This is a genomic window from Hymenobacter nivis, assembly GCF_003149515.1.
GTDB classification, from domain to species: Bacteria; Bacteroidota; Bacteroidia; order Cytophagales; family Hymenobacteraceae; genus Hymenobacter; species Hymenobacter nivis.
Genome location: NZ_CP029145.1, coordinates 1943289 through 1968125 on the forward strand (window position 1 = coordinate 1943289; position 24837 = coordinate 1968125).

20 protein-coding genes are annotated in these 24837 nt (G+C 66.3%); 16 read left to right on the forward strand and 4 right to left on the reverse strand.

The window, feature by feature from the left end:
- Nucleotides 1-116 precede the first annotated feature (116 nt).
- The 3 genes from DDQ68_RS08445 to DDQ68_RS08455 all read left to right on the forward strand — a co-directional run bounded on the left by DDQ68_RS08445 (nucleotide 117) and on the right by DDQ68_RS08455 (nucleotide 6012).
- Nucleotides 117-1664, forward strand: a complete 1548-nt coding sequence (locus DDQ68_RS08445; protein WP_162549948.1) for a BatA domain-containing protein — start codon at nucleotides 117-119, stop codon at nucleotides 1662-1664.
- A complete protein-coding gene (locus DDQ68_RS08450) occupies nucleotides 1661-3976 on the forward strand; it encodes a DUF4175 domain-containing protein (protein WP_162549949.1) in 2316 nt (771 codons plus the stop codon). The genes DDQ68_RS08445 and DDQ68_RS08450 overlap by 4 nt, the downstream gene beginning before the upstream one ends.
- A gap of 230 nt (nucleotides 3977-4206) precedes the next feature.
- Nucleotides 4207-6012, forward strand: a complete 1806-nt coding sequence (locus DDQ68_RS08455) for a hypothetical protein (protein ID WP_162549950.1) — start codon at nucleotides 4207-4209, stop codon at nucleotides 6010-6012.
- 165 nt (nucleotides 6013-6177) lie between these two features.
- On the opposite strand, the gene DDQ68_RS08460 is transcribed toward DDQ68_RS08455, so the two are convergent.
- Nucleotides 6178-7212: a hypothetical protein gene (locus DDQ68_RS08460; RefSeq protein ID WP_109655905.1), complete on the reverse strand. Its 1035-nt coding sequence runs from the start codon at nucleotides 7210-7212 to the stop codon at nucleotides 6178-6180.
- A 477-nt stretch (nucleotides 7213-7689) separates the two neighbouring features.
- Between DDQ68_RS08460 and DDQ68_RS08465 the strand changes: the two genes are divergently transcribed.
- The gene (locus DDQ68_RS08465) at nucleotides 7690-8490 is read left to right on the forward strand and encodes a head GIN domain-containing protein (RefSeq protein ID WP_109655906.1); all 801 of its coding nucleotides are present in this window, start codon (nucleotides 7690-7692) and stop codon (nucleotides 8488-8490) included.
- A 215-nt stretch (nucleotides 8491-8705) separates the two neighbouring features.
- Here DDQ68_RS08465 and DDQ68_RS08470 read toward each other — a convergent pair whose 3' ends face one another.
- Nucleotides 8706-9089 carry a nuclear transport factor 2 family protein gene (locus tag DDQ68_RS08470; protein ID WP_109655907.1) on the reverse strand — a complete coding sequence of 128 codons (384 nt, stop codon included), beginning with the start codon at nucleotides 9087-9089 and terminating at the stop codon, nucleotides 8706-8708.
- Between the two features lie 293 nt (nucleotides 9090-9382).
- Between DDQ68_RS08470 and DDQ68_RS08475 the strand changes: the two genes are divergently transcribed.
- The 4 genes from DDQ68_RS08475 (at nucleotide 9383) to DDQ68_RS08490 (ending at nucleotide 14844) form a co-directional block, all read left to right on the forward strand.
- The gene (locus DDQ68_RS08475) at nucleotides 9383-10723 is read left to right on the forward strand and encodes a phenylacetate--CoA ligase family protein (protein ID WP_109655908.1); all 1341 of its coding nucleotides are present in this window, start codon (nucleotides 9383-9385) and stop codon (nucleotides 10721-10723) included.
- Nucleotides 10724-10776: 53 nt separating this feature from the next.
- Entirely contained in the window at nucleotides 10777-11361 is a 585-nt protein-coding gene (locus DDQ68_RS08480) for a TetR/AcrR family transcriptional regulator (RefSeq protein ID WP_109655909.1), read from the forward strand.
- Nucleotides 11362-11918: 557 nt separating this feature from the next.
- A complete protein-coding gene (gene paaE / locus DDQ68_RS08485) occupies nucleotides 11919-12998 on the forward strand; it encodes a 1,2-phenylacetyl-CoA epoxidase subunit PaaE (protein ID WP_109655910.1) in 1080 nt (359 codons plus the stop codon).
- A gap of 214 nt (nucleotides 12999-13212) precedes the next feature.
- Entirely contained in the window at nucleotides 13213-14844 is a 1632-nt protein-coding gene (locus tag DDQ68_RS08490) for a Na+/H+ antiporter (protein WP_109655911.1), read from the forward strand.
- A 237-nt stretch (nucleotides 14845-15081) separates the two neighbouring features.
- On the opposite strand, the gene DDQ68_RS08495 is transcribed toward DDQ68_RS08490, so the two are convergent.
- On the reverse strand, nucleotides 15082-16179 hold the full coding sequence (locus DDQ68_RS08495) for an alpha/beta fold hydrolase (protein WP_109655912.1): 1098 nt from the start codon (nucleotides 16177-16179) through the stop codon (nucleotides 15082-15084).
- Nucleotides 16180-16309: 130 nt separating this feature from the next.
- Between DDQ68_RS08495 and DDQ68_RS08500 the strand changes: the two genes are divergently transcribed.
- Entirely contained in the window at nucleotides 16310-17383 is a 1074-nt protein-coding gene (locus tag DDQ68_RS08500) for an AI-2E family transporter (RefSeq protein WP_109655913.1), read from the forward strand.
- A gap of 29 nt (nucleotides 17384-17412) precedes the next feature.
- Here the strand turns inward: DDQ68_RS08500 and DDQ68_RS08505 are convergent, their stop codons facing one another.
- A complete protein-coding gene (locus tag DDQ68_RS08505; protein ID WP_109655914.1) occupies nucleotides 17413-18417 on the reverse strand; it encodes a DUF1028 domain-containing protein in 1005 nt (334 codons plus the stop codon).
- A gap of 277 nt (nucleotides 18418-18694) precedes the next feature.
- On the opposite strand from DDQ68_RS08505, the gene paaA reads away from it, so the two are divergent.
- The 7 genes from paaA to pcaF all read left to right on the forward strand — a co-directional run bounded on the left by paaA (nucleotide 18695) and on the right by pcaF (nucleotide 24795).
- Nucleotides 18695-19651: a 1,2-phenylacetyl-CoA epoxidase subunit PaaA gene (gene paaA / locus DDQ68_RS08510; protein WP_109655915.1), complete on the forward strand. Its 957-nt coding sequence runs from the start codon at nucleotides 18695-18697 to the stop codon at nucleotides 19649-19651.
- Between the two features lie 190 nt (nucleotides 19652-19841).
- Nucleotides 19842-20129 (forward strand): 1,2-phenylacetyl-CoA epoxidase subunit PaaB, encoded by a 288-nt coding sequence (paaB, locus tag DDQ68_RS08515; protein WP_109655916.1) that lies wholly within the window; start codon nucleotides 19842-19844, stop codon nucleotides 20127-20129.
- A 112-nt stretch (nucleotides 20130-20241) separates the two neighbouring features.
- Nucleotides 20242-21054 carry a 1,2-phenylacetyl-CoA epoxidase subunit PaaC gene (gene paaC, locus DDQ68_RS08520; RefSeq protein ID WP_109655917.1) on the forward strand — a complete coding sequence of 271 codons (813 nt, stop codon included), beginning with the start codon at nucleotides 20242-20244 and terminating at the stop codon, nucleotides 21052-21054.
- 71 nt (nucleotides 21055-21125) lie between these two features.
- On the forward strand, nucleotides 21126-21653 hold the full coding sequence (gene paaD, locus DDQ68_RS08525; protein WP_109655918.1) for a 1,2-phenylacetyl-CoA epoxidase subunit PaaD: 528 nt from the start codon (nucleotides 21126-21128) through the stop codon (nucleotides 21651-21653).
- Nucleotides 21654-21772: 119 nt separating this feature from the next.
- Nucleotides 21773-22951 (forward strand): 3-hydroxyacyl-CoA dehydrogenase NAD-binding domain-containing protein, encoded by a 1179-nt coding sequence (locus tag DDQ68_RS08530; protein ID WP_109655919.1) that lies wholly within the window; start codon nucleotides 21773-21775, stop codon nucleotides 22949-22951.
- Nucleotides 22929-23375: a hydroxyphenylacetyl-CoA thioesterase PaaI gene (gene paaI / locus DDQ68_RS08535; RefSeq protein WP_109655920.1), complete on the forward strand. Its 447-nt coding sequence runs from the start codon at nucleotides 22929-22931 to the stop codon at nucleotides 23373-23375. The genes DDQ68_RS08530 and paaI overlap by 23 nt, the downstream gene beginning before the upstream one ends.
- Before the next feature lie 211 nt (nucleotides 23376-23586).
- Nucleotides 23587-24795, forward strand: coding sequence for a 3-oxoadipyl-CoA thiolase (gene pcaF / locus DDQ68_RS08540; RefSeq protein ID WP_109655921.1), 1209 nt, complete (start codon nucleotides 23587-23589; stop codon nucleotides 24793-24795).
- Nucleotides 24796-24837: the final 42 nt, after the last annotated feature.

The following is a 24837-nucleotide window of genomic DNA, read 5'->3' on the forward strand; positions in this document are numbered from 1 at the left end:
GCGAAACTTACTTTTCACTTGGCGAAACCCTGCGCGAAATGCGTTAGCGCAAAGTTTCGCCAAGTGAAAAGTAAGTTTCTCTAAGGAAATTTTTGACCGAAATTCATCCCTACCTTTTGCTTACCCTCACCTCCCCTTCTGCGCTGCTGGCTTTGCTGGGCTTGCTGGTGCCGCTGGCCATCTACCTCTGGAACCGGCGGCCGGGGCCCGAGGTGGCGGTGGGCAGCCTGCGCTGGCTGGCCGCGGGCGCCAACCGCCGCCTGCGCAACCTGAAGCCCGAGCAGCTGGCGCTACTGCTGCTGCGCGCCGCCGTGCTGGGGGCCCTGGCGGTGGCGGTGGCCGGCCCGGCGTGGCGGCAGGTGCGCCCGGCCGGCCGCGGCCAGGTGCTGGTGGGCCCCGAGCTGGCCGGCACCCCGGCGCTGGCCGCCGCCCGCCCGGGACTCGATTCGCTGCGCCGCCGGGGCTATGCGTTGCGCTGGCTGGCCCCCGGCCTTCCGGCAGTAGCGGCCGATTCGCTGGGCCGCTACCGGGGCCCGGCGGCGGGCGATTTTGCCTGGGCACGGGTGCAGCAGGCGGTAGATTCGTTTCCCGGGCAGCCGATGCGCGTGTTGGCAGCCAGCACGTTGCGCGGCTTGCAGGGGCCCCACCCGCCGCTACCGGCCGCCGTGCGCTGGCAGCTGCTGAACCCAGGGGGCCCGGCGGTTACCTGGTTGGCCGAAGCGGCCGGCACGCCCGATAGCCTGCACCTACTGGTAGGCCGCAGCGCCGCCACCCAAACGACTTTCCAAACCTTAGCTGTGGCCCGGCCAGCCGGCGGCGCGCTGCTGCGCGCGCCGGGCCTGGGGCCCCTGCGCTACCTCACCGCGGCCGACGGCACCGGCCTGCTGCGGCCCGATGCCGCGGCGCAGGGCCCCGGCCTCGCCGTGGCGGGGCCCCTGCGCGCCGTGCTGTACGCCACGCCCGGCCACGCCGAGGAAGCCCGCTACCTGCAGGCCGCGCTGCAAGCGGCCGCCCTGGGGCTGGCCGTGCCGTTGCAGCTGACTACGGCCCCGGCAGCAACAACCCCAGCAGCCGGTATTGATTGGCTGTTTTGGCTGTCTGATGCGCCCGTGCCAGCCGCTTGGCGAGCGGCGGCAGCGCGGGGCGCGCACGTGTGGCAAGCCGCCGCCGGTCCTGGCGTGGCCGATACCGCGCAGCTGGTGGCCCCGGCCGCCGGAGCCGCGGCCGTTGCGCTATTTCGGCGGGCCCCAGGGCCCGCGCTGGCCGGCGCCGCGCCGCTGTGGGCCGATGGCCGGGGTCGTGCCGTGCTGGCGCGCCAGGCCGTGGGCCAGGGCGCTTTTTATAAATTAAGCACCCGCCTGCAACCCGCCTGGAGTGAGTTAGCCGACAGCCCGGCCCTGCCCGCTTTGCTGCTGGAGGTGCTGCGCCCCGAGCCCGCGGCCGATACCCCGGAGGCCTTCGGCGCCCACGACCAGCGCCGCTTCGACCCGGCCCAGTTGCCCGCCGCCCCAGGGCTCCAGGCAATGGCTAGTAGCCTGCCCGTCACCGCTTTTACTTTCGCTGATTTGCGGCCGTGGCTGGTACTACTAGCCGCGCTACTATTTGCCGTGGAGCGCAGGGTGGCCCGGCGCATAGCCGCCTCATCTTCAACTTCCGCCGCATGACGCCCGCCGCTTTCATTGCCGAAACGCCTGCGCTGGCCGCCTCGCGCCAGCAGCTGGGGGCCTTGGGCCGCCGCTATGCGCTGCGCCGGGCCGCGGCCTTGCTGCTGCCGGCGCTGGCCGGGGCCCTGCTGCTGGCCGGCCTGGCAAAGCACTGGCCCGGCGCCATGTGGCCACTAGCGGGGCTGGCAATCATCGTCTTAGGCCTGGCAGCCTGGCGCCTGACGCCGCTGGGGCCCCTGCCCGCCGCCGCTGTAGCCCGCCGCCTCGACCGCCGCTATCCGGCCCTCGAAGACAGCGCCGGTCTGCTCCTGCTGCCAGCCGAAAACCTGAGCTTACTAGAACAATTCCAGCAGCAACGCGTGGCCGGTCGCCTCACGCAACTTACTAAGAGCGAAGAGCAACTGTTGCCCGTTGACTTCCGCCGGCCGGGCCTGCTGGCCCTGGGGCTACTGGTGGCCGGGGCCGCCGCCTGGGCATGGCCAATGGCAAGTCCCCGGGGTGCCATTCCGGCCGCCGTGGCGGTACATTTCAACGCGCCACCGGCCCGGCCCGGGGCCCCGGCGCCGGCCCGCATCCTCGAAACACAGCTGCTGGTGACGCCGCCAGCCTACACCCGGCGGGGGGAGTTTGCCCCGGCGCAGGCGTCGTTTCGGTGCCCGCAGGGGGCGCGGATACGCTGGCGGGTGCGCGTGAGCCGGCCGGTGGCCGGTGGGGCCCCGGTGCTGGAGATGGACGGGCACCGAGTAGCCTTCCGGCCGGTGGCGGGCGCAGCTAATATGTTTGAAGCCAAGCAGATTATGAACGCCTCAGCCCTGTACCGGCTGCGCTTTGCGGGCACCGTATCCGACGATTATGCCATCGACGTGCAGGCTGACCAGGCCCCCGCGGTGCGCATCCTCACGCCCAGAGCCTACACGCTGGTGCCCGCCCGCGGGGCCCGGCCCGAGGTGCCGGTGCGCGCCCTGCTGCACGACGATTACGGATTGAGCCGCGCCGAGCTGATCATCACCGTGGCCCAGGGCGCAGGCGAGGCGGTGAAATTCCGCGAAGTGCGGCGCGACCTGAGCGGAGCCCTGGGGCCCCAGCCAGCGCAAACCACGGTGGGCAGCCTGCTCAATTTGAAGCAGTTGGGCCTGACTTATGGTGACGAGCTATACTTCTACATTTCGGCCCGCGACAACAATGGCCACAGCGCCCGCTCCGATGCCTACCTGGTGCAGTGGCAGGATACCGCCCAGGCCGCCGGCGTGTCGGGCTTGATGGGAGGGCCCAAGGTGGCCCCGGCCTATTTCCGCAGCCAGCGCCAGCTCATCATCGACACCCAAAAGCTGCTGGCCGAACGCAAGAATCTCACCCTAAGCGAGTTGACTACCCGCGCCAACGAGCTGGGGGCCGACCAGCAGGCGCTGCGCCTGCGCTACGGCAAGTTTATGGGCGAGGAGCTGGAGCCCGGCCTGGGCGTGACGGCGGGCCCCGAGACCGAGGCCCAGCCCGCACCCCGCGCCGAGTCGCACTCGCCCATTGCGGAGGACGACGACGCGCCCGCACCCACTGCGCCGGCCGCGGGCCACGACGACCACGACCACGAGGCCAGCGCGCCGGCGGGCGGCAACGCCTCGCCCACGGCCGAAACCGACGCCCTGCTCCAGCCCTACATCCACAAGCACGACGACGCGGAAACTGCTGATTTTTTGGAGCCCGCCGTAAAAACCAAGCTGCGCGCCGTGCTCGACCAGATGTGGGCCGCCGAGCTGCGCCTACGCACCGCGCAGCCCGCCGCCGCCCTGCCGTACGAGTACCGGGCCCTGCGCCTGCTCAAGGAAGTGCAGCAACAAACCCGCGCCTTCGTGAAGAAAGCCGGTTTCGCCCCGCCCGCCGCGCCCGAACCCAACCTGCGCCTCACTGGTGATTTGAAGGGCGCGGCCGCCCCGCGCCTGCAAGCGCAGGTGCCCGCGCCCGCCGCTCAGCCCGCCGTGCGCGGGGCCTTGGCCTGGCTGGCCGCCAGCACCGCTGGCCAGCCCGCCCGCCCCGCCGATGCCCGCCTGCTGGAGCCCGCCGGTGCCGCCCTGGCCCAGGCCGCCTTGCAGCAGCCGGGGGCCTACCTAGGGGCCCTGCGCGACCTTCGCCACTTGCTGGCCGACGTGCGCGCTGGCCGCCCGTCCTGCCCCGATTGCCGCCGCACGGTGGCCCGCGCCCTCACCGACCTGCTGCCCCCGCCTCCGCCCGCCGACGCGGCCCCGCCCACCCCCGACCGGCTCGCGCGGCGCTATTTTCAGAATTTAAGCAGTCAGCCAAAAGTAAACGCACATTAATTTCTTGCCACATAGCTGTTAATCAAAAAGATGGTGGTATAAAACGGAATAGTCCAGCGACTTTTCCTGTCGTCGGACCACTCTTACGATAGCCCGGAACCACTGTTTTTTAGTGAGAGTGGCCCGACGAAGTCCTTCGGGCAATTCGCCGGGCCACCCCGTTTTAAACCACCACCCAAAAAACGCTAATAGCTAGCATCTAAAAACTCATCCCTTAAGCCGTTGATTGCTTGGCCATTTCTTCCCCGACGTTGATTTATTACGGCTTGGCCGGCGCGTGCCTGCTGCTGGGCCTCGGGCTGGTGGCGGCCGCCTGGCGCCGCCCCAGCCGCCGCCAGCGCGGCCTGCGGGTGCTAGCCGGGGCCCTGGCGGCCGCGGCCCTGTGGCTCACAGCCTATCCACCCCGGCGCGCCGTACCCGCCGCCCGCGCCGAGGCCATCGTGCTGACACCTGACTACCAGCTCGATACGCTAGCCCAGCTGCGGCGGCGGCTCGGGGCGGGCACGCCCGTGTGGCGCTACGCCGGGGCCCCGGGCCCGGCCGGCGCCCGGCCGCTGGGCAGCCTGCTGGCCCTGGCCGAGCAGCGCCCGGCCCTGCGCCGCGTGCACGTGCTGGGAGAAGGCCTGCCCGACGCCGCGCTGCCCCAGCTGGGGGCCCTGGCGGTGCAAACGCACGCCGCCCCGGCCTTTGCGGGTTTTGCCACGGCCGCTTGGCCCCGGCGCGTGTTGCTAGGCGAGCCGCTGCTAGTGGAGGGCACCGCGGCAACGCCCGCCGGGGCCCCGGCCTGGGTGAGCCTGCACGCCGACGGCGCCGGGCGCGACTCAATGCGGATGCCGGCCGGCGGCGGGCCATTTCGGTTGCGCTACCGGCCCAAGGCGGCCGGGCTGGCGCGCTACCGGCTGGTGCTGCGCCAGCCCAGCCACGCCGCCTGGGCCGAGCCGGTGCCGCTGGAAGTAGCCGCCGCCCCGCACCCGCCGGTGCTGCTGCTGAGCGCTGCGCCGTCGTTCGAGTTTAAATTTTTGAAGAACCACCTCGCTGGGCAGCCGCGGGCCGTGGCCGTGCGCACGGGCATCAGCCGGGGCCTCACGCAAACCGAATTCCTAAACCAGCCCGCCCAGGACCTCAGCCGCCTCACGCCCACCCTGCTGGCACGCTACGCCGTAGTGATGGCCGATGCCGGCACCCTCGCCAGCCTGTCGGGCCCCGAAAGCCAGGCCCTGCGCGGAGCCCTGCAAACCGGCCGCCTGGGCCTGGTAGTACTGGCCGATGCCGCGCCGCTGCCCGCCGCTACCCCGGCGCGGGCCGATTTTGCCGTGGTGCCGCACCCTACGGCAGCCACGCCCCAACTGCTAGCCTGGACCGATGCGCCCGCCGCCGTGCGCGCCCCGCTGCCCGCTACGCTGCGCCCCAGTACCGCACTTCAACCGCTGGTGCAGGGCCCCGACGCGGCACTGGTGGCCGCCAAGCGCCGCTTCGGGCTGGGCGCGGTGGTCGTATCGGTAGTACCCGAAACCTTCCGCTGGGCCCTGCAAGGGCAGGACGCCGGGTATGCCTCGTTTTGGAACCGGCTGCTGAGCGCGGCCACGCCCGCCGCGCCGGCCGCCGCCACCTGGCGCGTAGCCACGGGCTGGCCCAAGGCCCAGAACTCCACGGCATTGCACTTAGAAGCGGGGGCCTTCCCAAGCGCGCCGCCCACTGTGCGGGCACTGGCCGGGGGCCCCACCGTGGCCCTGCCCCTGCGCCAGGACCCGCGCCTGCCCGAGTGGAGCACGGCCCTGTTTTGGCCCGCCGCGGCCGGCTGGCACCAGGTGCAGGGCCCCGGCAAAACCAGTTTTTCCTTCTACGTGTTCGGGCCCGACGACTGGCAGGGCCCCGAGGCCCAGCAGCGCCAGCTGGCCGCCGCGCAACGTGCCAGCGCCGCCCCTGGCCCGGCCGCCACAGCCCCCGGCGCGGTGCAGGAGCCCTGGCCGGCGGGCTGGTTTTTCGGCTTGTTCCTGCTCGCCGCGGGGTACTTGTGGCTGGAGGAAAAGCTGTAGCTTCGGGCTTTCTAAGTTAATAAAACGGTCATGCTGAGCGCAGTCGAAGCACCTCTGCCGCAGCAGTAATTAATAAGTTAGTCTGCGGGAGAGATGCTTCGACAGGCTCAGCATGACGGCCTTAAGGCACCCTTAAGATAACCCAGCAGCTTCTAACAAAACCGTTCAATACGGATGGCTAGCGGTGGTTTCGGGGATGACTACGAGGTAATCGTAGCCCAGCAGCACGCGCTGCACGGGCTGGCCCACTACCAGCTTGCCCGCGCTGAGGGCCCGGCGGGCGGGGCGCAGGTCCACCACGTTCCAGGCGGGGCCAGTGGTTTGGTCGAAGAACAATTTTAGCGACGGCTCCTCGGCGGCAGTGTAGGCACGGGGCTTTGATGAGGGACTGGGGCTCAGGCTAGTGGCTGCGGTGCCTTGCTTGCCCATCACCAGAATGTGCAGCGATTTCTGGTCCTGCGCCTCGGCCAGATCCTGCGCCAAGTTGCCCACGTCGTAAAACTCGCCAAACGAGGCCAGGCTGAGGCCCCGCGCCAGGTGGTTGGACCCGAATTTGAACAGCATTTTGGGCAGCGGCTGCCCCGCCGGGCCCTGGGCACTGCGGGCGTAGCGCAGCAGGTTGCGGCGCATCAGGTTCAGGCGCTCCTGGTGGCCGCCAGTGCCGTGGATTTGGCCCTGGTAAATCTGGTAGCTTAGGGCATAGTCGTGCACCATTTGCCGCACGGCGGGGCCCTCCTCGTGGGTGGCGGCCACCAAGCTGTCGAGGGCGCTTTGCCGCTGCTCGGCCATGCTGAACTGGTCCTTGCCTGCGTGCTCAAACGCCTCGCCTTGTGCCTGGTAGGCGGCAGCCTGCCGGCGCAGGTAGGCCCGGGCGGGCTTGCCTTTGGCCGGTTCGGCCAGCAGGGCGTAGAAGCGGCCGGCCATGGCAATGAACACCTGGTCGAGCCCCAGCACTTGCACGCGCTGGGCCCGCAGCGTTCGAATCAGCTCGAACTCTTCGGCCCAGTTGTAGAAGCACAGCGCCTCGGGGTACTGCTGCAAATAAGCCGTAGGGGGCCCCGGCTGCGCCGCTAGGGCCGTCAGGTCCTGGGCCACGTAGGGGTCAATTTCGGCCACGAACACCGCCGGCTTGAGCACCTGCGCCACGGCCGCCGTGAACAGCGGAATCTGGGCCAGGCCGTGGGCCTCACCGATAAACACAAACTAGCTCTTTTGGATGCTTTGCTGCAACTTATCCCAGCCCGCGCCGGAAAACTGGGCCCCAGCGGCCATCAGCGGCAACTAGTGCTGCCGGATGAGGCGCGTGAGGGTACTGTCCTGGGCGCGGACGGGGCCGGCGGGCCACCAGGCCAGCAGAACCAGCAGCAGCGCGGGCAAAAAGCGGGGCCCCCAGCGGAGGCAGCAGGGCGCAAAAAAGGTGGCATATGGCGGGCAAAGTGTTGGTTGACAGGGCGAAGGTGCCCGGCCGGCCCCGCCCCCTGCAAAAATATTATCCCAACCGCCCCAAATTGGCTGTAACACCAGAGCCCCTGGCCCGGTACCCGCGGCGGGCGGGTTGCTCCCAGGAAACCAGGCTTTGGGATAATAAACTACCGGCAGCGGTTCGGCGCGGGTAGCCTTGGCCCAGCAACCATACCCGCCGTTTTCCACCCTCTTTCACCCCCTTACGTTCTGTTTATGAAACTCTTCCGCTTATTGCTGCCAGCCCTGGTGCTAGGCACCACCGTAGCTGCCGTACCGCCCGCAGCCCCCACCACTACCCCCGCGCCCACCGCCCAGGAAGTGCGCGACGTGCCCGCCTTCACGAAGGTGAACCTGGCCACGTCGGTGGCCGTGGAGGTGCAACAGGGCAGCCCGCAGCAAGTGGTAGCGGAGGGCGCACCCGACGACCTGGCCCAGCTGCGCACCACCGTGGACGGAGGCCGCCTGCTCATCGAAACCAAATCGGGCGCCGACTGGAAGGAGTTTCTGCGCAGCCACCGCAACTTGGGCAAGGTGACCGTGCGCATCACCATGCCCACCATCAACGCGCTGAGCGTGAGCAGCTCCGGCTCGCTTAGGGCCCCCAGCGTGCGGGCCGACAACCTGACGCTGAGCGTGAGCAGCTCCGGCTCGGTGGACGTGGCCCAGGTGCAGGCCACCCATGTGCGGGCCGCGGTGAGCAGCTCGGGGCACGTCGGCATCGGCCAGCTGCAGGCCACCGAGCTGCACTCGGCCTTGTCGAGTTCGGGCAGCATCAAGGTAGCTAGCGGCACTTGCCCACGCCACGAGGTAGCCATCAGTGGCTCGGGCTCGGTGGCGGCCCCCGACCTGCGCTCGGCCGCCTGCGAGGCGCGCATCAGCGGCTCGGGCAGCTGCCGCGTGCAGACCACCGAAACGCTCGACGCCCGCATCAGCGGCTCGGGCGAAGTGTTCGTAACCGGCAACCCCAAAACCACGAGCCGCACCAGCGGCAGCGGCGGTGTGCGCCGAGGGTAGGTTTTTAGCTGTTCGTTGCTCGTTGTCGGTTGTCAGTGAACTAATCAGGCCGTCATGCAGAGCGCAGCGAAGCATCTCTACTGCGTAACTAATCCAATCAATTGGGTTTGCTGCCGCAGTAGAGATGCTTCGCTGCACTCTGCATGACGGCCTGATTATTACGTGACATCTTAACTATCAACCACTCACGGACAACGAGCAACCGACAACTAAAACTACGCCGCCTGCTTTTGGGCGTGCCAGAGTACCAGCTGCCAGCCGGCGGGGCCCTTGATGTAGGCTACCGCGTACTTGATGCGGGTGGTGAGGGGCTGGCCGTCGGGGCCGGGGCCCAGGTCGATGCGCACGGTGCCGTTCACGAGGGCCGTGCGCTCGTCGTTGTAGGGGCGAATGCTCAGGGCCTCGATGTCCACCTGGTCGTAGCGGCTTTGGCCGGCGCGGATGCTGGCGAGGTAGCTCGCCTTGGTGTCCTGGTGGCCGTTGGCGTGGGTGTAGACGAGGTCGTCGGCGAAGATTTTTTCCAGCACGGCGTAATCCTTGGCTATTTGCGCGGCGAAGCGCTGGCGTTCGAGCTGTTCAACTTCCTGAATGGCGGTCATTTTGAAAAGGGAAAGCGCCCGGCCAACCCGGCTGGGGCCCCGCAAAGAAACCACCCGCCCGACGCATCAGCCCCGACGGCCGCATCGGCGGCACCCGCGAAATGGCCCGGGCCGGCCGCGACGCGGAGCAAATCGTGCGGGCCCCGGCGCTGGTGCTGGCGCGCACCAGGCGGGTGTTCATGCCCCACAGCAAGGCAAGTGCTTCTGGCTGCCGGGGAGGGAAACTACTAGATAAACGAACATTTGTTAGTTAATTCCAGTAGCTTTGTTATCTCCCAACCACCCCGGCGCTTATGCTCTTCAACCCCGCGGCCGAGCGGATGCCCCTGCCCCAGCTACGGGCCCTGCAAAACGACCGCCTGCGCGCCCAAGTGGCCTACGTGCACGCCCGGGTGCCGTTCTACCAGCAGCGGCTAGCCGCGGCGGGCCTCACGCCGGCGGGCTTCCGCGGTCTGGAGGACCTGCCCAAGCTGGGCTTCACCAAGAAGACGGATTTCCGGGATCATTACCCCTTCGGCCTGTTTGCGGTGCCCGAAGCCGAGGTGGCGCGGCTGCACTGCTCCAGCGGCACCACGGGCAAGGCCACGGTGGTGGGCTACACCGCCGCCGACCTTGCCGTGTTTGCCGAGCTGGTGGCCCGCTCGCTGGCCGCCGCCGGCTGCCGGCCGGGCATGAAGCTGCAAAACGCCTACGGCTACGGCCTCTTCACCGGGGGCCTGGGCATTCACTACGGGGCCGAAAAGCTGGGGCTGACGGTCATCCCCGTGTCGGGCGGCAGCACTGACCGGCAGCTACAGCTGCTGCAAGACTTCCGGCCCGAAATCCTCTGCGCCACGCCCTCCTACGCCCAGGTGCTGGCCGAAGAAATCGAGCGGCGCGGCCTGGACTTAGGGGCCATTAACCTGCAATACGCCGTGCTGGGGGCCGAGCCCTGGACAGAGGCCATCCGCCAGCAGGTGCAGGCCGGACTGCGGGTGGCGGCCACCAACATCTATGGCCTGAGCGAGATCATGGGCCCCGGCGTGTCGCAGGAAGACGTGGACGAGCGCGGCACGGGCAGCTACGTGTGGGAAGACCACTTCTACCCTGAAATTGTGGACCGCCTCACCGGCGAGCCCCTCCCCCACGGCGCACCAGGCGTACTGGTGCTCAGCACCCTGACGAAGCAGGCGCTGCCCATTCTGCGGTACTGGACGGGCGACATTACGCACCTTTCGTACGAGCATTCGGGCAAGCGCACCCACGTGAAAATGGGCCCCATCCGCGGGCGGGCCGACGATATGCTCATCATCCGGGGGGTGAATTTCTTCCCCACCCAAATCGAGGACCTGCTCCAGCACGCGGAGCATCTGAGCCCCTGCTACCAGGTGGTGGCCACCCGCCGCGGCCGCCTCGACGAGGTGGCGGTGCACGTGGAAGTGGCCGCTGCTCTATGGCAGGCCCTGGGCCTGGGGGCCCCCGGCGCCGCGCCGGGACCCCCGCCCGATGCTCTGGTGCGCGTGCAGGGTGCGCTGGCCAAAAAAATCAAGGACAACATCGGCCTCAGCATGGCCGTGCACCTGGTGGGCCCCGGCCAGCTGCCGCGCAGCGAGGGCGGCAAGCTCAACCGGGTGCAGGACCTGCGCCACCTCTAGCCCCGGGGCCCCTGAACACTACGCTTAAACTGACTAATAATTAGCTTCTTATAATGGTAGAGACCAAGAAGATATCGAAGCGCCAGCTCATTTTGGCCGAGGCCGCCAAGCTCTTCAAAGACCGGGGCTACAGCGGCACGTCGATGCGCGATTTGGCCGGGCAGGTAGGCATGGAGGCGGCCAGCATGTACAACCACATCAAGGCCAAGGACGAAATTTTGGCCAGCATCTGCTTCCGGATTTCCGACCTCTACATCTCGCAGCTGGGCGAAATTTCGGCTACCGACGCCAGCTACGGCGACAAAATCAAGGCCTTGATTCGCCTGCACATCCGGCTGATGGTGGAGGACGGCCCGGCCGTATCCGTGGCCAACCATGACTGGAAATACCTGCCAGAGCCCAAGCTGGGCGAGTTCAAGCAGGCCCGCAAAACCTACGAGAAAGGCTTCGCCGCCCTCATCGAGGCCGGCATTGCCGCCGGCGAGTTCCAGCCCGTGAACGTGTCAGTGGCCTTGTTCACCATCCTCTCCGCCGTGCGCTGGATAGAGCTGTGGTACCGCCCCGGCCGCGAGCTATCGGCCGAAGAGCTGGAGGCCAACATTATCACCGTGCTCCTCCACGGCCTGGAGCGGCATTAGGGCGGCTTCTTGGTTCATGTACCGCAGCGCGAGCTTTAGCTGCGGTGCCCATCAACCTGGGTTTTGCGCTAGTGGTGCTTAGTTAGCTCAACGGTAAAACCGTCCTGGGGGCCCTTGGGTGCGGCCCGCAGCAGTCCGGGGCCGCGGTACCTTTGGGGGCCCCAAGCCCCATCCAAGCCCGTGCTGCCAGTATCACCATTATTTTGCCAAGGGTGTTTGGCGCTGAAGCAGCAAGCGCGGCTGAAAAAGCCGATCTGTTCCGCGCGCCTCCGGGCCCCCGGGAACCAGGCGCCGTAGCGCGAACTTTGCAGTTCGCGGCCCTCGTTTCATCTTGCCTTTTATCGTTTAACTACCAGAGTTGTTCCTGAATAAAAAACCGTAAAAAAAGAGCATCCTGCTTCGCTCGTGCTGCATGAAGTTTTACCTTTTTTCAGTTCAGGAACAAGCCTACCGTCTAAAAGCGCGGACTACAACCAAAAGGCAGCGTAGCTACAGTCCACGCCACGGCTTGCTGCTTACCATTTTGCCCGTTCTCTTCTTTGGCCACCCTACCACCCATGAGCCGCTTCCATTCCCTCGCTGTTAAAAGTATTACCCGCGAAACGCCCGACTGCGTGAGCGTATCATTCGACGTGCCCGCCGAGCTGCGCGAAGCCTTTAGCTACGTGCCGGGCCAGTACCTCACACTGCGCCGCACCCACGGCGGCGAGGAGTTACGCCGCTCCTACTCGCTGTGCAGCAGCCCCTTGGACGACGAATGGCGCGTGGCCATCAAGCGCGTGCCGGGCGGCCGGTTTTCCAACCTGGTGGTGGGCGACGACGGCCTGCGCCCCGGCGACCGGCTCGACGTGATGCCGCCGCAGGGCCGTTTCACACCGCCCGCCCTGCGCCCCGAAAATGCCAAGCTATACGTGCTCTTCGCGGCGGGCAGCGGCATCACGCCGGTGTTTTCCATCGCCAAAACCGTGCTCCTCGCCGAGCCCGACAGCCAGGTGTACTTGGTGTATGGCAACCGCGGCCGCAACTCCATTATATTTAAGGAAGGCATTGAGGCCCTGAAAAATAAGTTCCTGCGCCGCCTGAGCGTGTACCACGTGCTGAGCCGCGAGCAGGGCGACGCCGACCTGCTGTTCGGCCGCATCGACCGCGAGAAAACTACGCAGTTTTTGCAGAAAATCGTGCCCGCGGGGCGCATCGATGAGTGCTTCATTTGCGGGCCCGAGGAGATGATTGTGGGCGTGCGGGAAGCGCTGGCCGACGCCGGCGTGGCCCCGGAAAAAGTCCACTTCGAGCTGTTTGCTACCGGGGCCCCCAAGGCCGCCCAGGGCCCCAGCCGCCCCGCCGGCACCGACGATCAAAAGAGCCAGGTCACCGTGCAGCTCGACGGCCGCGCCTACCGCCTCGATATGTCGTACTACGGCGACACGATTCTCGACGCCGCCCTGGCCGCCGGAGCCGACGCGCCCTACTCTTGCAAAAACGGCATGTGCAGCACCTGCCGCGCCCGCATCACGGAAGGCACCGCGGCGATGGACGTAAACTACTCGTTATCAGAAGATGAAATAGCCCGCGGCTACGTCCTCACGTGCCAGGCCCGACCCACCGCGGCCCAGGTAGCGGTGGATTTCGACCAGTAGCGCGGGGGCGATGCAGCGGCGTCGGTAGCGGGGCCCGGTTCGGGCGGCGGCAACCTAGAATAATTTTCAAGTCAGTGTACAGTCCATACGAACGGCGTGTAGAACGGAGTGGCACTCCGTTTCCGGGCGAACGCCAAACGGAGTGCCACTCCGTTCTACAGCACCAGGTACGCCGATTCAAAAGCCGCTCTGGCTTTACCGCATTCCGCTCGTTATGAATAGCTTCGAAACCATTCTGGTGTTGTTGGCCCTGCTCGCGGCCCTGTCGGTGCTGTTCCAGCGGAGCCGGCTGCCGCAGGCGGTGCTGCTGGTAGCGGCGGGCCTGGCGCTGGGCTTCGTGCCCGGTCTGCCCCCCATCAAGCTGGAACCCGACGTCGTGTTTCTGCTGATTTTGCCGCCGCTGCTCTACTACGCGGGCTTCAACCTCACCTGGCAGGATTTCAACCACTACCGCCGGCCCATTTTGCTGCTGGCCGTAGGGCTGGTGGCGTTCACGACGGTGGCCGTGGCCGTGGTGGCGCACTACTTCCTGCCGGGCTTCGGCTGGCCGCTGGCGTTCGTGCTGGGGGCCATCGTGTCGCCGCCCGATGCCGTGGCGGCCAGCAGCGCCACCCAGGGCCTGGGCCTTCCCAAGAGCGTGAGCGTGACGCTGGAAGGCGAGGGCCTGGTGAACGACGCCACCGCCCTGATTGCCTACCGCTACGCCGTAGCGGCCGTGGTCAGCGGCGGGTTTGTGGCGTGGCGGGCGGGCGGGCAGTTTGTGCTGGTGGCCGGCGGCGGCGTGGCCCTCGGGGTGGCGGCTGGCTACGGCACGGCGTGGCTGCAAGCCCATGTGCGCGAGGCCACGACGGCCACGGTTATTTCGCTGCTGCTGCCGTTTCTGGTGTACTTGCTGGCTGAGCGCTTGGGGACCTCGGGGGTACTGGCGGTAGTGTTCATGGGCCTGGTGATGTCGCAGCGGGCCCCGGAGGTATACTCGGGGCCCACGCGCCTGCAAAACGCCAGCTTTTGGCGCGTGGTCAACTTCCTGCTGAACGGCTTTGTGTTCATCCTCATCGGAATGCAGCTGCCGGCCGTGCTGCGCGGCCTGCCGCCCGGCAACTTGCCCGCGCTGTGCGGGTACGGGCTGCTCATCAGTGCCGTAGCCATCGTCATCCGCATCGTGTGGATTTTTCCGGTCACGGCACTCGTCACCTTTTTCCGCCGCTCAACCGGCGACCCGGGCCCGCCGCTCATCAGCTGGCGCGAGCTACTGGTAACCTCGTGGGCCGGCATGCGCGGGGTGGTGTCACTGGCCACGGCCCTGGCCCTGCCGCTGGCACTGGCCGACGGCCGCGCCTTCCCGCAGCGAAACGTGCTGCTGTTCCTCACCTTCGCTGTTATTCTGGTGACGCTGCTGGTGCAAGGCCTCACGCTGCCGTGGCTGGTGCGCCGCCTGGGCGTGCACGGGGAAACGGCCGCCGCCGACCGCCACGAGCAGGCCCTGCGCCTGGAGCTTGCCACCGATTCGCTGGCGTTTCTGCACGACACCCTGGCCCCCTGCACCGCCCCCGAGGTGCTAGCCCTGCTGGAGCAGCGCCTCACCCAGCAGATCGACCTGCTGCAAGCCAACGCCGACGAGCCGGCAGCCCCCGGCGCGGCCGGACCGGGCCCCGGGCAGCGCCGGCATCAGCAAGTGCTGCGTACCGATTTGGCCTTGGTGCAACACCAGCTCGGCCTGCTTGTGCAGCACCACAAGCAGGGCCACGCCGAGGTCGAAACCATCCGCAAGCTCCAGCGCGAGCTGGATTTGGCCGAACTGGACCTGCAAACGCAGCTGGAGGAAAGCGGCGCAGTGGGTAACTAAGGGCCCCGGCGCAACGGGAAGGACGCGGAGCCGCGGGGCCGGGCGGGTCGGGCCCTGGGCCCTAATTCTTGGATGTTATCCGAATAGGGAGTGTCATACTGACGAAAGAAGCATCCTATCAAGATAGAACAGGTCGTTCAGCGGTGGTAAGTAAGCAGTCAGTAGCAAGACCATAATGATATGATAATCAAGAATCAGCACGATTCTTACTACTCATTACTTTTGTCTTGCTACCTATTACTTGCCAGCCAAGAACTTGCTAATGTTGTCGTTCAGAAACTTCGCGTCGGCGGGGTTGCTGGCGGCCCCGGCGGTGTGGCCCCACAGCGACGGGATGGGCAGCAGCGTGACGCCTGGAATGAACGCGGCCTCGTAGCGCGCATCACCCACGGGGAAGTACAAATCCGTTTCCGACGGCATATAGAGGATGGGCACTTTGATGCTGCGCAGGGCCTTCTCAACGTCGCCGCCGAAACCGGGCGTGGTGCCCACGTCGTGGCGCTCCCAGGTACGCATTTGCAGGATGAGGTCGTTGGCGTCGGCCCCGGGGATGAAGTCGGTGCGGAAGCCATTGAGCACCTGCTCGAACGTGGTGCCGGGCGGCGAATACGTGCGCCACAGTTCTTTGCGCCACCACTCCTGCGAAAACAGCCAGCCCGTCCAGACCGTGCCAAATGCTTCGAGGCCCTTCTTGGGCGGTGCGGTGTAGTCGCCGTTATTGAAAGTGGCGTCGGCGGTGAGGGCCGCAATCTGGCCTTCGAGGCGCACCACGCCGTGCGGGTAGTTCTTGGCCGTGCCCGACGTGCCCACGATGCGGTCGGCAAAGGTAGGGTAGCTCACGGCCCACTGAAACGCCTGCTGCGTCCCCATCGAAAAGCCGATGATGGCGCGCAAATGCGTAATCTTGAGCTCTTTCGTCAACAGTTCGTGCACCGCCGCCACGTTGTCGCGGATGGTCATGACGGGGAAGCGGGGCCCGTGGAACGGCTCGGGCGTATTGCTGGGCGAAGACGAATGTCCATTACCAAACAGCTCGGTGGTCACTAGGAACAGCTTGGCCGTGTCCAGGGCCTGGCCGGGGCCGATGAGCCACTCGTAGCCGTGGTGGTCGGCCATATAGTGCGAGGGCAGCAGGATGGCGTTGTCGCGCTTGGCGTTGAGGTGGCCGTAGGTGCCGTAGCCCACCCGGGCCTGGGGCAGCACCGCTCCGCCCTCGGTGCGGAAGTTGGCCAGCACAAAGAAGTGGTGCGGTACCCGGTCGGCGGGCTTAGCGGGGGTTTGGGCCCCGGCGGCGGCGAAGCACAGCAGCAGGACAAGGGTAAGGAGTTGGCGCATAACGAGCAGGTTGGGAAGGCGAAACGGGCGGCGCACGGGTAGTTTTCGCCCCGCGGGCCCGGCTGCCCGTAAAGGTAGCCAGCGCACGGTCCCGCCCGGGCCCCTCATGCGTCCTTCATCCGCCCCGGCAATGGACCAGCTTTCTACCCCGCCGTCTTCGCCGGCTTCCCTCACCGGCTACGCGCGGCGCGTGGGCATTGCGGTGGGCATCGTCTCCGTTGTCTTGTTCTCAACAGGGCTATTGGGCACGGCCTTCGGGGTGTTTTTGCGGGTGCTGGCGGCGCTGCTCATTGCGCTGCCGCTACAAGCCGGGGCCCAGTGGCTGCACCGCCGCACCCGCCTGCCGCAGGGCCTGGCGCTGCTACTGGTGGCGCTGCTGGTGGTGGGGGCCCTGGTAGGCACGGGCTGGCTGTTTTCAACGCACATCGGCGAGCAAGTGGCCGAGCTACGAAAGCAGCTGCCGCAGGCCCTGCGCGACGTGCAGGCGCGCGCGCGCGGCACCGAGTGGGGCCAGTGGGTGGCCAACGAAAAACTGGATTTTGGTAGCATCACGGGCGGCGGCTCGGCTTGGGTGGGCCGGGTCACGGGCATCTTCTCCACCACCTTCGGCGTGCTGGCCGATGGCTACGTCATCATCTTCCTGGCCTTGTTCATTGCCTTGCAGCCCAAGCTGTACCGCGCCGGCCTGGTAATGCTGGTGCCCAAGCCCGGCCGCGCCCGGGCCCACGAGGTGCTCGACAAAATCAGCGATACGCTGGTGAAATGGGTGCTGGGCCGGCTGGTGTCGATGCTGGCCGTGGGCGTGCTCACGGCGCTGGGGCTGTGGGCGTTGGGCCTACCGCTGGCCTGGGTGCTGGCCCTGTTCGCGGGACTGGTCACGTTCATTCCCAACATTGGGCCCATCGTTGCGATGGTGCCGGCGCTGCTGCTGGCCTTCTTCCACGGGGGCTCCACGGAGGCGCTGTACGTGCTGGCGCTATACCTGGGCGTGCAAACACTGGAGAGCGTGGCCGTGTCGCCGGTGGTGCAGCAGCGGCTCATTCTGCTGCCACCCGCCCTCATTTTTGTGGGGCAGCTGGTCATCGGCTCGTTCACCGGCCTGCTGGGCCTTACGCTGGCCACGCCCATCATCGCCATCGGCGTGATTCTGGTGAAAATGCTCTACGTGCAGGACGTGCTGGGCGACGATTCGGTGGAGCTGTAGCGCGGACGCGGCGCGTCCGCGCTACAGCTCTACTTCAAGGCCAGAATCTGCTTTAGCTCGGCCGGCGACACGGTGAGCAGGCCCACTTTGGGCAGGCGCTCGGTGAGGATGCGCCAGTTGGGTTCCTGCCGGAAAATGGGTTTCAGCAGGGCCAGGGCAGCGGGCACCTGCTGCTTGTTGGCCAGCGTGATGGCGTGCCAATACTTCATTTCGAGGTTCTGGGGGAACATCTTTTCGGCGGCCTGGTACTCCTGAACGGCGGCGGGCATGTCGTTTTTCTCCACAGCCAGGTCGCCGGCGTTCATGTGGTCGTAGGCCCGATGCAGCTTGAGGAGGCGGTGCAGCTCGGGCAGCGGGGCGGGGCTGTCGTCCACGCGCAGGTCCACGAGGCGGTCGGCCCAGGGGCCCTCGGTGGCGGTGCCGCGCACCACCAGCAGCGCCGCCGACTGCCGGCCGCGGACGTCGCCCCCGGCGGCCTGGGCCGCGTCGAGGGCTCCCAGCACGCGCTCGGCCAGGGGCAGGGCGGCGCCGGCTTCGTAGGCCCGGGCCATCGCGCCCCACACCGTGTTGTTCAGCATCATGTTGGCCTGCACCGAGAACTGGGGGCCCTGCTGGTGGCCGGCCATATCCACGCACTTTTTGCCGGTGTGCGTCGCCACGCGGCCCTGGTTGTCGAGGATGGCCACCTGGCGCACGTCGCGGCTTTCGTCGGCGGCCAGCAGCTCGTCCAGCGCCTGCTGGGCGGTTTTGCCGCTTTTCAGCAGGGCCAGGCCGCGCAGGCCGAACGACTTGTTAGTGAACGACTGGGTGGCCACCACGCCCACCCCGGCCTCGGCCCAGCTGACGGAGGTGCCCACCGAAAACCAGTGGCTTTGCACCGCCACGGCCATTTCGCCGGTTTTGGCGTCGCGGGCCACAATGCTGAAGGTATGAGCCAGCGGGTCGGTGGCGGAGTAGATGGACTGGGCGGCGGCGGGCAGCGCCAGCAGGGCCCCCAGCGAGCAGCAGAGCAAGTAGCGTAACTTGTGTAGCATTGGGCAGAACGATGAATAAATGGTAGTAAAAAGCAGTATCTGCGCGGCGTAGCGATGCATCTTTGCGTCTCAGGGTTGAACGGCTTGGCTGGGCACTGCTACCGCTGGTCGTTCAATCCTGAGACGCAAGGATGCGTCTCTACACCGTTCTGCTGGCAATCCAAATCGTGGCGAGGCAATGAATCTGCCGCGGCCCAAGGTACGGCCGGTTCCGGGGCCCCGGTATTTTTTCCTTACTTTTACAAACTAACGCTTGTTAGCCCTTGTTAGCTGTTCTATGGAAACGCTCGAAAAAGACCTCAGCCGCGACGACCAGTTTCAGGCCCGCATCGATGCCGACGTGCGCATCGAGCCCAAGGACTGGATGCCCGACGCCTACCGCAAAACCCTGATCCGGCAGATTTCGCAGCACGCGCACTCCGAAATCGTGGGTATGCTGCCCGAAGGCAACTGGATTACCAGGGCCCCCAGCCTGAAGCGCAAGGCCATTTTGCTAGCCAAGGTGCAGGACGAGGCCGGCCACGGCCTCTACCTCTACAGCGCCGCCGAAACGCTGGGCGCCAGCCGCGACCAGATGCTGGCCGACCTGCACAGCGGCAAGGCCAAGTACAGCAGCATCTTCAACTACCCCACCCTGAGCTGGGCCGACATGGGCTGCGTGGGCTGGCTCGTGGACGGCGCCGCCATTCTCAACCAGGTGCCGCTGTGCCGCACCAGCTACGGCCCGTATGCCCGGGCCATGGTGCGCGTGTGCAAGGAGGAGAGTTTTCACCAGCGCCAGGGCTTCGAGATTATGCAGACGCTCTGCGCCGGGGCCCCCGTGCAAAAGGAGATGGCCCAGGAGGCCCTCAACCGCTGGTGGTGGCCTACGCTGATGATGTTCGGCCCGAAGGATTCGGAATCGCCCAACACCGAGCAGAGCATGAAGTGGCGCATCAAGCGCTTCACCAACGACGAGTTACGCCAGAAATTCGTGGACATGATGGTGCCCCAGGCCGAGTTCCTGGGCCTGACCGTGCCCGACGAAAAAGCCAAATGGAACGAGACACGCCAAGCCTACGACTTCGGCGAAGTGGACTGGAACGAGTTTTGGAGCGTAGTAAAAGGCAACGGCCTCTGCAACCACGACCGCCTGCAAGCCCGCGTGCAAGCACACGAGGGAGGTGCCTGGGTGCGCGAGGCCGCCTTGGCCCACGCCGCCAAGCGCGCCGCGCGGGAAGTAGTGGCGGCATAGGGGCCCGGGGGCCCCAACGGGGGAGACTCACCCCCGGCCCCTTTCCAAAAGAGAGGGGTGCGTTCAATTTGCTCCTTATCAGTACTGACTCCTAGCTGACGACTGGCACCCCTCTCTTTTGGAGAGGGGCCGGGGGTGAGTCTCCCCCAGGGCCCCATCTCCGCACATAGTTTAAAACAGTCTTCAAAAAATGGTACAATCAGAATGGCCCCTGTGGGAGGTATTCATCCGCAGCAAGCAGGGGCTGGACCACAAGCACGTGGGCAGCCTGCACGCCGCCGACGCCACCATGGCCATGCAAAACGCCCGCGACGTGTACACGCGCCGCCTGGAGGGCGTAAGCATCTGGGTGGTGGAGTCGACGAACATTCACGCCTCCAACCCTGACGAGGCGGCCGAGTTCTTCGATCCGGCGGCCGATAAAGTATACCGGCACCCCACGTTTTATACCGTGCCGGACTCCATCAAACACATGTAAATTCCTAGCGCGGTTTTCAAGTTGGTGTACTCGGTAGCTTTTAGCTTTCGTTGCACTGCATGAATTCAGACAAACGCTAACAGCTATTGGCTAAAAGCTAACCGCTCAGAAAATGGACCACCCCGCTGATTTGCAACCCGCCCCCGCCGCCATTGCCCACGCCCCCACCGTGCGGCAGCAACTCTTCGAGTTCGTGCTGCAACTGGCCGATACCAGCCTCGTGCTGGGCCATCGCCTGAGCGAGTGGTGCGGCCACGGGCCCGTGCTGGAGCAGGATTTGGCCCTGGCCAACATCGCCCTCGACCTGCTGGGCGAAACCCGCAGCCTCTACCAATACGCTGCCGAGCTGGAAGGCCAGGGCCGCACCGAGGACGACCTCGCCTATCTGCGTCCCGCCACCGCCTACCGCAATCCCCTGCTGGTGGAGCAGCCTAACGGCGACTTCGCCCACACTGTGGTGCGCCAGTTCTTGTTCGACAACTACCATTACCACTTGCTGTTGGCGCTAAAAGAGGGCCCCGACGCGCCCCTGGCCGGCATCGCCGGGAAGTCGGTGAAGGAGGCCGCCTACCACCTCAAGTGGAGTTCGGAGTGGGTGATTCGCCTGGGCGACGGTACCGCCGAAAGTCGCCAGCGGCTGGATAAAGCTCTGGCCATCCTCTGGCGCTACGCCGCCGAGCTGACCGCCCCCACCGCCACCGAGGCCGCCCTGCAAGATCTCGGCCTCGTACCCGATTACGCCGACATTTTGCCCGCCATGCAGGCCCACGCGGCCCACGTGCTGGCCGAAGCCACCGTGCCCCTGCCCCAAATCGCGCCCTTCGCCCAAAAGGGCGGCAAGGCCGGCCAGCACTCCGAGCACCTGGGCTACCTGCTCGCCGAGCTGCAATATATGCAACGCGCCTACCCCGGCCTGACGTGGTAGTTTTTTAAGCTGTTAGCTATCTACTATTTTAAGCTATTAGCTGTCAGCTACTAGCTGTTAGCTTTTTTAGTATGAATACCGCAACAACAGAGCTAACAGCTAACGACCAACAGCTAACAGCCAAAGTATGGCAGCTGCTGGAGGAAGTGACGGATCCCGAGGTGCCCGTGCTTAGCATTCTCGACCTGGGCATTGTGCGGGCCGTGCAGGTGGCGGGCGAGCAGGTGACGGTGACCATCACGCCCACCTACTCGGGCTGCCCGGCCATGAACACCATCGCCACCGACATCCGCCTGCGCCTGCTGGCCGAGGGCATCACGCAACTCACCGTGCACAACCAGCTCAGCCCGGCCTGGACGACGGACTGGATGAGCGCCGCGGGCCGCGCCAAGCTCACCGCCTACGGCATTGCCCCGCCCGTAGACGGCACTGCTACCGGCCACGTGCTCAATCTCTTCGGCAAGGCCACGGTCGTAGCCTGTCCGCTGTGCGGATCGGAAAATACCCAGCTCATCAACCAATTCGGCTCCACGGCGTGCAAGGCGCTCTACCAGTGCCAGGACTGCCGCGAGCCGTTCGATTACTTCAAGTGCCACTGACGCTTATCATTTAATATTTATCAGTTAACATTTAACATTTATAAGTATTCAGATTATTGAAAATAAGCTAACTACTTAGCTTTACCCTGTTAAATATTAATTGATAAATGTTAAATGATATGACCATCGGAATCATCGGTAGCGGGGCCATGGGCGCGGGCATTGCCCAGGTACTGGTTACCGCCGGCCATCCCGTCCGCCTGCTCGACCAGCACGCCGGGGCCCTCGAAAAAGCCAAGGCCGGCATCGAAGCCAATCTGCGCCGGCTGGTGGAGAAAGGCCAGCTCACGGCCGACGCCGCTGGCCTGGCCGCCGCCCGCCTCCAGCCCACCACCAGCTTACCCGATTTTGCCGACTGCGAGCTGGTGATTGAGGCCGTGGTGGAAGACCTAGCCGCCAAGCAGCAGCTGTTCCGCGAGGTGGAGCTAGTGGTGGCCCCCGCGTGCATTCTGGCCAGCAACACGTCGTCGCTCTCGCTGGCGTCCATCGCGGCGGCGTGCCAGCGGCCGGAGCGGTTCATTGGCTTGCACTTTTTCAACCCAGCGCCGCTCATGCGCCTGGTCGAAATCATCCCAGCAGTGCAGACGCGCGCCGGCTTGGCCGACGAGTTGCGGGCCCTGGTGCAGGGCTGGGGCAAGCAGCCCGTGGTGGCGCAGGATACGCCCGGCTTCATCGTGAACCGGGTGGCGCGGCCCTTCTACAGCGAGGCCCTGCGCATGATGGAAGAAGGCATTGCCGACGCGCCCACCATCGATTGGGCCCTGACGACGCTCGGCGGCTTCCGCATGGGGCCCTTCGCACTGATGGACTTCATCGGCCACGACGTGAATTACCGCGTGACGGAAGCGGTGTTCGCCGGCTTTTACTTCGACCCGCGCTACCGGCCCGCCATTGCCCAGAAACGCCTGCTGGAAGCTGGCTTTCTGGGGCGGAAGTCGGGCCGTGGCTTTTATGATTATTCCGCCGGGGCCCCGGTGCCCGCCCCCACCCCGGATGAGGAGCTGGGCCACCTCATTCTGTACCGCATGCTAGCCATGCTCATTAACGAAGCGGCCGACGCGCTGCACCGCGGCGTGGCCTCGGCCGGCGACCTGGAGCTGGCCATGACCCAGGGTGTGAACTACCCCCACGGCCTGCTGGCCTGGGCCGACGCCCTGGGCCCGCCCCGTGTGCTGTCCTGGCTCGACGCCCTCTACGACGAGTACCACGAGGAGCGCTACCGCGCCAGCCCGCTGCTGCGCAAGCTGGCACGCACCAATCAGTTATTCATTCCGCATGAGCGCGTTGCCCAAGCCTGACGCCGGGGCCCCCACCACGGCCGAAACCGTTAAAAACCTGATGCTGGCCCACGATGCCTTCAGCCGCTGGCTGGGGGTGGCTGTGGCCGCGGTGGGCCCCGGCTACGCCTGCCTCACGCTGGCCGTGCGCCCCGAGATGCTCAACGGCTTCGGGGCCCTGCACGGCGGCGTCACGTTTGCGGCCGCCGACACGGCCTTCGGGCTGGCCTGCAACAGCCACGGCCGCCAAGCCGTGGGCCTGAGCGTAACCATTGACTACCTCGCAGCCGGCCGCCCCGGCGACGTGCTCACCGTGGAAGCCCGCGAGGAAAGCCTCACGCATAAAATCGGCGTGTACCAGGTGCGCATCAGCAACCAGCACGGCGCCGCGCTGGCCCTTTTCAAAGGCACTGCTTACCGCTCAGACAAGGAAATCCCAATTTAAAGCAGACTGTTACACAGCTGCAGCTACGCTGACCTTCGGTTGTAGTCCGCGGCTTTCGCTTCGTCCTGCCGATAATTGTTTAGAAGCTATTTGAGTTACTAAAACACTCATGCTTCGACTGCGCTCAGCATGAGTGTTTTATCGATTCGAGTAACTTTTAACAAATACCGTTCAACAGCGCGGACTCGCAGCGTCCACGCTACTTTAACTTATGAAAGACGCATTTATCGTTGACGGCATTCGCACGCCGATTGGCAACTTTGGCGGGGCCCTGGCCACCGTGCGGCCCGACGACCTGGGGGCCCTGGTCATCCAGGAGCTGCTGCGGCGCAATCCCTCGGCCGACCCGGCCGGCGTGGCCGACGTGCTACTGGGCTGCGCCAACCAGGCCGGCGACGACAACCGCAACGTGGCCCGCATGGCTTTGCTGCTGGCCGGCCTGCCGGCCGCGGTGCCCGGCGAAACCGTGAACCGCCTCTGCGCCAGCGGGCTTTCGGCCGGCGTGGCGGCGGCCCGCGCCATTCAGTGCGGCGACGGCGACCTGTTCATCGCCGGCGGCGTGGAGAGCATGACCCGGGGGCCCTTGGTGATTTCCAAGGCCAGCGCCGCCTTCGGGCGCGACGCGCAAATGGCCGATTCGAGCTTCGGCTGGCGCTTCGTCAATCCCCGCATGGAGGAGCTGTACGGCACCGACGGCATGGGCGAAACGGCCGAAAACCTGGCCGAGCGCGACGGCATCAGCCGCGCCGACCAGGACCAGTTTGCCCTGGCCTCGCAGCACAAAGCCGCCGCTGCCCAAAGCAGCGGCCGCCTGGCCCAGGAGATTGTGCCCGTGCCCATTCCGCAGCGCAAGGGCCCCCCGGTACTGTTTGCCGAGGACGAATTTATCAAGCCCAGCACTACCCTGGAGGGCCTGGCCAAGCTGCGCCCCGCCTTCCGAAAAAGCGGTGGCACCGTGACGGCCGGCAACGCCTCGGGCCTGAACGACGGGGCCGCCGCCCTACTCCTGGCCTCGGAAGATGGGCTGAAGCAGTACAATCTCACGCCGCGGGCCCGCTTCGTGAGCATGGGCGTGGCCGGCGTCGAGCCGCGCTTCATGGGCATCGGGCCGGTGCCGGCTACTCAAATGGCGCTGAAAAAAGCCGGCCTCACGCTGGATCAAATCGACCTGATTGAGCTGAACGAAGCCTTCGCCGCGCAGGCGCTGGCCTGCATCCGGGCCCTGGGCCTGGCCGACAACGACCCGCGCCTCAACCCCAACGGCGGCGCCATTGCCCTGGGCCATCCGCTGGGCATGAGCGGTGCCCGCCTGCTCCAAACCGCCGCCCTGGAGCTGCACCGCCAGCACAAGCGCTACGCTTTAGTGACGATGTGCATCGGCGTGGGCCAGGGCTACGCCGCGATTATCGAACGGGTGTAAACAGCTCTGAACAGCTGTAGCGCGGACTTTAGCTACGCTACA

Bases quoted from the DNA above. Each gene is read 5' to 3' on its own strand.
- paaB (WP_109655916.1), top strand. From the start codon at position 19,842: ATGGTACAATCAGAATGGCCCCTGTGGGAGGTATTCATCCGCAGCAAG.
- DDQ68_RS08465 (WP_109655906.1), top strand. From the start codon at position 7,690: ATGAAACTCTTCCGCTTATTGCTGCCAGCCCTGGTGCTAGGCACCACC.
- DDQ68_RS08495 (WP_109655912.1), bottom strand. From the start codon at position 16,179: ATGCGCCAACTCCTTACCCTTGTCCTGCTGCTGTGCTTCGCCGCCGCC.
- DDQ68_RS08450 (WP_162549949.1), top strand. From the start codon at position 1,661: ATGACGCCCGCCGCTTTCATTGCCGAAACGCCTGCGCTGGCCGCCTCG.
- pcaF (WP_109655921.1), top strand. From the start codon at position 23,587: ATGAAAGACGCATTTATCGTTGACGGCATTCGCACGCCGATTGGCAAC.
- DDQ68_RS08490 (WP_109655911.1), top strand. From the start codon at position 13,213: ATGAATAGCTTCGAAACCATTCTGGTGTTGTTGGCCCTGCTCGCGGCC.
- DDQ68_RS08480 (WP_109655909.1), top strand. From the start codon at position 10,777: ATGGTAGAGACCAAGAAGATATCGAAGCGCCAGCTCATTTTGGCCGAG.
- DDQ68_RS08530 (WP_109655919.1), top strand. From the start codon at position 21,773: ATGACCATCGGAATCATCGGTAGCGGGGCCATGGGCGCGGGCATTGCC.
- DDQ68_RS08470 (WP_109655907.1), bottom strand. From the start codon at position 9,089: ATGACCGCCATTCAGGAAGTTGAACAGCTCGAACGCCAGCGCTTCGCC.
- paaC (WP_109655917.1), top strand. From the start codon at position 20,242: ATGGACCACCCCGCTGATTTGCAACCCGCCCCCGCCGCCATTGCCCAC.
- paaD (WP_109655918.1), top strand. From the start codon at position 21,126: ATGAATACCGCAACAACAGAGCTAACAGCTAACGACCAACAGCTAACA.
- paaE (WP_109655910.1), top strand. From the start codon at position 11,919: ATGAGCCGCTTCCATTCCCTCGCTGTTAAAAGTATTACCCGCGAAACG.
- DDQ68_RS08505 (WP_109655914.1), bottom strand. From the start codon at position 18,417: ATGCTACACAAGTTACGCTACTTGCTCTGCTGCTCGCTGGGGGCCCTG.
- paaA (WP_109655915.1), top strand. From the start codon at position 18,695: ATGGAAACGCTCGAAAAAGACCTCAGCCGCGACGACCAGTTTCAGGCC.
- paaI (WP_109655920.1), top strand. From the start codon at position 22,929: ATGAGCGCGTTGCCCAAGCCTGACGCCGGGGCCCCCACCACGGCCGAA.
- DDQ68_RS08475 (WP_109655908.1), top strand. From the start codon at position 9,383: ATGCTCTTCAACCCCGCGGCCGAGCGGATGCCCCTGCCCCAGCTACGG.
- DDQ68_RS08500 (WP_109655913.1), top strand. From the start codon at position 16,310: ATGGACCAGCTTTCTACCCCGCCGTCTTCGCCGGCTTCCCTCACCGGC.